Below are 7,058 nucleotides of genomic sequence, written 5' to 3' on the forward strand. Positions count from 1 at the left end.
CGAGCACGCCGGCGGCGAGCGCGGCCCCGGTCAGCCGTCGTACTCCACGGCAAGTGCCTGTGCGGCGTGCTGAGTTCACTGGGGGCTCCCGGCTCCTGGCTGTGCGGTGACGCGGTGCGTGACGCGGTGGGGTGGGGTGACGCGGGCGGTGCATGTGGTGCGGTGACGCGGTGCGTGATGCGGTGGGGGTGACGCGGGCGGTGCATGCGGTGCGTGATGCCGTGCGGTGGGCGGTCGTGCTGCGGGTGGGCGGGGTGTGCTGTGGGCGGCGGCCGTCCACCACAACTTCCGTCACTTCACCGGCGTTGTCGAGCACCGACGCGGTGCGCCGGTGGCCGCGTCAACGCCGCTCAACGCCGCTTTTCCGGAACGGTGTTCGCCTGCTCAGGGGCGTTGGGCCGCTCCCGCGGTGCCAACGGCCCGCGCGGTAGGCGAGACTGGTGCCGTGGCGGGCTACCTTCCCCACGAGACCACGAGTCTCGTGGGGCGACAGAACGAGTTGGGCCATCTGCGGAACGCTCTCGCGGTGCACCGGCTGATCACGCTGACCGGAATCGGCGGGGTGGGCAAGACCCGTGTCGCGCTGCGTGCGGCCGGCCGGGCGGCACCGGACTTCCCGGACGGTGCCTGGTGGGCGGACCTCTCGCCGGTCCACGGCGAGCGGCTGCTGCTGCCCACCGTCTGCGACGCCGTCGGATTCTCCGACCACACGACACGCAGCCAGGCCGACGCGCTCTGCGCCTGGCTCGCCGACAAGCAGGGGCTGCTGGTGCTCGACTCCTGCGAGCACCTGGTCGGACCCTGCCGCAGCCTGGTGGGCGACCTCCTCACCGCGGCCCCCGGCCTCACGGTGCTGGCGACGAGCAGACAGGCACTGGCGGTCGGCGGCGAGTACGTGGTCGAGATCGAGCCGCTGCCCGTCGAGGGCGACCGGGCCGCTCTCACGCTCTTCACCGAGCGGGCCGGTCAGGCGGCGCCCGGGCTCTCGCTCGCGGATCCGGGCGCGGCCGAAGCGGCGGCCGACGTCTGCCGTCGGCTCGAAGGGATTCCGCTGGCCGTCGAACTGGCCGTCGCGCAGCTGCGGGACAGCTCCGTGGAGAAGGTGGCGGAGAGACTGAGCTCCCGCTTCGAGACGCTGGTGCGGAGCGAGCGGACGGGGGCCCTGCGGCACCAGACCCTGCGCACCGCCATCGGCTGGAGCCATGAACTGTGCGAACCGCTGGAGCGGCTCCTCTGGGCGCGGCTGTCCGTCTTCCGCGGCCCCTTCGACGCCGATTCCGCACGCGCCGTCTGCTCCGGCGGGCCGCTCTCCGCCGAGGAAGTCGGCCGAGCGCTGCGCGGGCTCACCGAGAAGTCGGTCGTCGGCTGGGACGGCACACGGCACCGCATGCTCGACACCGTCCGCGATTACGGCCGGATGTGGCTGGCGGAACTGGGCGAGGGCGAGGAACTGGCCGACCGCCACGCCGATCACTGCCTGGCCCTCGCCCGCGACGCCGACGCGGGCTGGCGGAGCCCCGAGCAGAGCGAGTGGTACCGGCGGGTCGCCGACGTACACATCGACATCTGCACCGCGCTGGACCGGCTGCTGGTCACCGACCCGGGGCGCGCGGTCGAACTGCTCGGCCTCATCGGCTTCTACTGGAGCTGCTGCGGCCACCTGCACGAGCTGCGCAGCTACGTGGAACGCGCCCTGGCCCTCCACCCGCTGCGGGGTCCGGTCCGCAGCCGGGCGCAGTGGGTGCTCGGGGTGAACGCGCTGCTCCAGGGCGAGCACGACCTGGCACACGGGCTGGGGCTGCGGTGCGACGAGGACGCCCGGCAGGGGGACGACACGGAGGCGTCGCTCGCCGCCGGCTATCTGCTCGGCCTCAGCCACCTCATGGCGGGCCGGCCGCTGGCGGCGCACACCGTGGCCGTCCGGCTGCCGGGGCCCGCGGACATGACGGCGGACTCGGCGTCCCGCCGCAAGTGCCGGCTCGTCGAGGTGTTCGCGCTCACCGGTATCGGCATGCTCACCGAAGCACACAGCCTGGCCACCGAGTTGCGGGCCGCCTGCGCCGAGACGGGGGACTGGTGGACCCGCTCCTACACCGAGTACCAGCTCGCCCTGATCGCGCTCTTCCAGGACCGGCCGGGCGAGGCCGCGGCCCATGCGCGGTCCATGCTCATGGGCAAGCGGCACATCGGTGACGCCTTCGGGATCGCCCTGGGCCTGGACGTGCTGGCGGCCGCTCTGGCCGCGCAGGGTGACGGCGAGCAGGCCGCGCTGGTCTTCGGCACGAGCCAGGCGTACTGGCACACGGTCGGCCATCCGCAGCGGGGCACCCCCGAGCTGGGGCCCGTACGCGAGGAGTGCGAGCGCAGCGCACGCGCCGCCATCGGGGACGAGGCGTACGACGAGGCGTTCCACCGGGGCGCCTCGGTACGGACCGCCCCGGCCCTGGCCCGAGCCCTGGACAGCCAACTCCCCCTGCCCTGATACCAGATCGGCCGCCTCCTCGGGTGCGGTTGCGCACATGGTCTTGAAGGTGGCCGCACACCTGCGATGATGTTCACACTTTGTGCACAGATGACCTGGGGGGGCCATGGGATCCGTCGGGACCGCGCTGCTCGAACTGCGGACGGCGCAGAAGTCCGCCAAGGGAGTGTCGCTCTACTCCCGTTATGTGAACCGCCCGGTGGGCCGCTATCTGGCGGCCGGAGCGCACGCCGTGGGGCTGACCCCCAATCAGGTCACCCTGGTGAGCGCCGCTTTCAGCTTCGCGGCGGTGGCCGGAGTGGCGCTCGGCGACCCGTCCTGGGGCCGGGGCGCCGCCGTATGGGCCGGCCTCGCCGTGGGGTTCGCCTTCGACTCGGCCGACGGCCAGCTGGCCCGGCTGCGCGGCGGCGGCAGCGCGGCGGGGGAGTGGCTCGACCACGTCGTGGACTGCGCGAAGATCACCGCACTGCACTCGGCCGTACTCATCGCCTTCTACCGGCACCCCGGCCACTTCGGGGCCACGGACGACGCCTGGCTGCTGGTGCCGCTCGGCTTCCAGTTCGCCGCCGTGGTCACCTTCTTCGGCGGACTGCTCACCGAGAAACTCACCCCCAGGCCGGCCCCCGGCAGCCCGGCCGCCGCACCGTCGCGGCTGCGCGCGGTCGCGCTGCTCCCCGTCGACCACGGGATCTTCTGCCTGGTCTTCCTGCTGCTCGGCGCCGGAACGTACTTCCGCTGGGCCTATACGGCGCTCGGGACGGTCAGCGCGCTGTTCCTGGCCGCCTTCCTCACGAAGTGGTTCCGGGAACTGAGCGCAGTTCGGCGCTGAACTGCGCCTCAGGCTGGGCCAGTACGTCGAGGGCGCGGCGCAACTGCGTACTCGACGTGTGCACCGTGTACGGGAAGTAGACGATGTCCACCCCCACCTCCGCGAAGTCCCGCTCCAGCTTCTCGCCCTTCGCGGTGCCCCGCCAGTCGTCGCCCTTGAACAGGACATCGAAACGCACCTGCCGCCAGGTCTCGACCTTGTCGGCGACCGTCTCCACGAAGGCGGCGTCCACGTACTTGACACTGCGGACGATCTCCAGCCGCTCCACCAGCGGGATCATCGGGCGGCGGCCCTTGGCCCGCTCCGCCATCTCGTCGGAGACCACTCCGGCGACCAGGTAGTCGCACTGACTGCGCGCGTGACGAAGGATGTTGAGGTGACCGATGTGGAAGAGATCGTAGGCGCCGGGCGCGTATCCGACCCGGTACGGTCTGTCTGCCGTCATGACTGAAACCCCCCAGCGAACCACACCCCCCGGCGTGGTGGAAGGTACTGACGATAGCGTGCACATTCCGTTCAGGATGAGTGAACGATCGGGGTGGCCAACGTGATTCACCTCTGGGGGGAAGGAACCGCCGCGTGACACAGACGCGACGCAACGATGAACCGGCGGCGAAACAGCGCCGGTTGCTGCTCGTTTCCACCAACTACGCTCCCGAGCACGCCGGAATCGGACCGTACGCGACCCAGATAGCCGAGCACTGGGCGCGGGCCGGCCATGAGACCCATGTGCTCACCGGGATGCCGCACTACCCGTCCTGGTCGACGGACCCGGCCTACGCCGGTGTCTGGCGCCGCTCCGAGGAGCGCGAGGGCGTGCGGGTGCACCGCAGGCGGCACACCGTGCCGCCCCGGCAGACCGCCGTCAGACGGGCGCTCTTCGAGGGCTCGATCCTGCTGCACGCCCTGGCGGCGCCGCCACGGACCGGACGTCCGGACGCCGTGCTCGCACAGATGCCCAGCCTCGCGGGCGGTGTCGTCGGGGCCCGGCTCGCGGCGCGCTGGCGGGCGCCGTTCGTCCCGGTGGTGCAGGACCTGATGGGGGCCGCGGCCGCGCAGAGCGGGATACGCGGCGGGGACCGCGCCGCCGCACTCGCCGAGCGCGCCGAGTCGTACGCCCTGCGCCGCGCGGCCCTGGTGGGCGTGATCCACGAGACGTTCGTCGAGAAGGTACGGGCGATGGGCGTCGACCCCGGGCGGATCCGGATCGTGCCCAACTGGAACCACATACCGGGCCCTTCGCGCCCCCGTGCGGAGAGCCGGGCCCGGCTCGGCTGGCGCGCGAGCGACACCGTGGTCCTGCACTCCGGGAACATGGGGCTCAAGCAGGGGCTGGAGGTACTGGTCGAGGCGGCCAGGCGCGACCCGGCCCTGCGCGTGGTGCTGATGGGCGAAGGGAACCAGCGCGGGACGCTGGCCGCGCTCGCGTCCGGCGTACCCAACCTGGAGTTCCTGCCGCCCGCCGATGACGGTGAGTTCCCGGACATTCTCGCGGCGGCGGACGTCCTGGCGGTCACCCAGCGGGCCACGGTGCTCGATATGAGCGTCCCCTCCAAGCTGACCTCGTACTTCGCCTCCGGGCGGCCCGTGGTGGCCTCCGTGGCCGACGGGGGCGGTACCGCGCGGGAAGTGCTCCGCTCGGGAGCCGGGGTGCTCGTTCCGCCGGAGAATCCGGACGCTCTGGTGTCCGCGGTGCGTAGAATCGCCGCAGATCCGGTGAGCGCCGATGCGCTGGGGGCTGAGGGGCCGCGTCATGTGGCGTCCCACTTGTCGAGGGACGCGGGACTGGCGCGGATCGACGCACTGATCGAAGAGGCTCTGGGGGGTCCACACACGTGACGGACACGCACGCTTCCGCGTCGAGGGACGACGAACCGGACCTGCTGCGGGACCAGTTCAGGCAACTGCTGCGCTACCGCCGGCTCATCGGCCTGGGGATCGGGGTCGGCCTGCTCGGCGGTGCCTGGCTCGGGGTGACATCGGCCGAGAGCTACGCGGCGGCCAGCGACATCCGCCTCCGCGCCCCCACCAACGATCCCTTCAACCCGGCCGTTTCGGCGGACAAGACCATCAACATGGGCACCGAGCGGCAGACCGCCGTCAGCAGCAGCGTCGCCGAGATCGCCGTCCGGTCCCTCGGCCTGCCCGACAGCCGGCTGGCGGCCTTCCAGCGCGGACTCCAGGTCACCAACCCGCCGCAGACCATGGTCCTGCACTTCACCTATACGACGACCTCACCCGGCGAGGCGGCCCGCCGGGCCAACGCCGTCACCAAGGCGTACCTCGATCTGCGCAAGAAGCAGTGGGGCGATCTGCGGGACAGCATGGTCAAGAAGTCCCAGAACCAGCTGAACCCGATCGCCAAGGAGCAGAACGACCTGGCCAAGCAGCTGGCGGCCGAGGGCAGCGCGGCCCCGGACTCCTCACGGGCCCGCAATGACGACCTGCTCAGCAAGGTCGGCACGCTCAACAGTCAGATAGCCAGCCTCAAGGCGCTCGACATGACGGCCGGCACCGTGATCGTCAAGGCCGTGCCGCCGACCGCGTCCAGCGGTCTCGGGCTGATCGTCTCGCTCGGCGTCGGCGGCGCCGTCGGTATCGCGCTCGGACTGCTCGCCGCCTGGGTCCGGCTGGTCTTCGACCCGTCGCCCCGCTCGTCCGGCGACGTCGCCCGCGCGGTGCGTGCCCCCGTCCTGGGCACCCTGCCGCGCATCGCCGACGGCGGGCCGCTGCTCGCCGTCGACCGGTCGGACTCCCGGCTCGCCGAGGAGTACCGCTCCGTCGCCTTCCGGCTCGCCTACGACCAGCGCTTCGCCGACCGCAGACGGCTGCTCGTCGCCGCCCCGCGGGGCGGCAACGGCGAAGCGGCGGCGGCCGTGGCGGCCAACCTGGCGGCGTCGTTCGCCGAGACCGGCAAGGACGTGCTGCTCGTCGAGGCCGACCTGCGCACCCCGTCACTCACCTCCCGGCTGCGCGCCGAAGCCCCCAGCCGCCCGGGGTGGAGCCTGCCGCCCGACTTCGACGGGTCCGGCTGGCCAGGACCGCGTCAGCTCCAGGTCGACGCACGCGAGTCGGGGGTTTTCGACCTGATCCCCGGCGAGCGCGTACGGAATGTGGCACGCGCCCTCACATCGGCCCGGGTGACCCGGCTGATCGAGGAGGCCGACTCGCCGAACGCGACCGTCGTCGTGCTGGCACCGCCCGTCCTCGCCTACGCCGACGCGCTGGCCCTGGTCGACCGGGTGGACGGGGTGCTGATCGTCTGCGACCCGCGCGCCGTGCACCGGGCCGACCTCGTCCGTATCAGGGAGTTGATCACCGGCGCCGGCGGTACCGTACTGGGCGCCGTCACCCACGCGGCGTCCCGCAGGCGCAGCCGCCGGAGCGCCGCGGGATCCGGGCACCGGGGAGGGACCGGGCGGGCATCGGACAGACCGGCGCCGCCGGGCGCGGCGCCGCAGCCTCCCGCGCCCTACCCGGCGGCATCCCGCGTCCCCGCAGGGGACGACACCGTCGCCCTCCGTACGATCCGCGCCGGAGACCGGTGAGACGCTCGGCCGTCGTCGCCGCATCAGTGCTCGACCAGGCCGCTTCCAGCCTGACCAACATCCTGGTGCTGGTGATGGCGGCCCGGGTCTCCACCACAGCCGGGTTCGCCGCGTTCTCGATGGTGTACCTGACGTTCACGGTGCTGCTCGGCCTCAACATGTCGTACGTCGGACAGGCCGTCGTACTCGAACGCGGCGA

General features: G+C 72.4%; 5 protein-coding genes and 1 pseudogene. 5 read left to right on the forward strand and 1 reads right to left on the reverse strand.

The annotated features are described in order from the left end of the window. Positions 1-445: 445 nt before the first annotated feature. Together G3I19_RS32740 and G3I19_RS32745 are read left to right on the forward strand one after the other, a co-directional pair. Entirely contained in the window at positions 446-2,482 is a 2,037-nt protein-coding gene (locus G3I19_RS32740) for an NB-ARC domain-containing protein (protein ID WP_164267348.1), read from the forward strand. A gap of 106 nt (positions 2,483-2,588) precedes the next feature. Further along, entirely contained in the window at positions 2,589-3,311 is a 723-nt protein-coding gene (locus tag G3I19_RS32745) for a CDP-alcohol phosphatidyltransferase family protein (protein WP_164267349.1), read from the forward strand. Here G3I19_RS32745 and G3I19_RS32750 read toward each other — a convergent pair. Beyond that, the gene (locus G3I19_RS32750) at positions 3,271-3,756 is read right to left on the reverse strand and encodes an adenylyltransferase/cytidyltransferase family protein (RefSeq protein WP_164267350.1); all 486 of its coding nucleotides are present in this window, start codon (positions 3,754-3,756) and stop codon (positions 3,271-3,273) included. The two genes, G3I19_RS32745 and G3I19_RS32750, sit on opposite strands and share 41 nt — an antisense overlap. A gap of 134 nt (positions 3,757-3,890) precedes the next feature. Here G3I19_RS32750 and G3I19_RS32755 point away from each other — a divergent pair, with 134 nt between their 5' ends. The 3 genes and pseudogenes from G3I19_RS32755 to G3I19_RS32765 form a co-directional block, all read left to right on the forward strand. Then, complete coding sequence (locus G3I19_RS32755) at positions 3,891-5,150, forward strand: glycosyltransferase family 4 protein (protein WP_343235280.1); 1,260 nt, start codon at positions 3,891-3,893, stop codon at positions 5,148-5,150. Beyond that, positions 5,147-6,859, forward strand: a complete 1,713-nt coding sequence (locus G3I19_RS32760; RefSeq protein ID WP_164267351.1) for a lipopolysaccharide biosynthesis protein — start codon at positions 5,147-5,149, stop codon at positions 6,857-6,859. Before G3I19_RS32755 ends, G3I19_RS32760 begins: the two co-directional genes overlap by 4 nt. Beyond that, positions 6,856-7,058, forward strand: a pseudogene (locus G3I19_RS32765) (hypothetical protein); the annotation flags it as partial. The gene G3I19_RS32760 and the pseudogene G3I19_RS32765, both read left to right, overlap by 4 nt.

The organism is Streptomyces sp. SID10853, assembly GCF_010548145.1.
Lineage (GTDB): Bacteria > Actinomycetota > Actinomycetes > Streptomycetales > Streptomycetaceae > Streptomyces.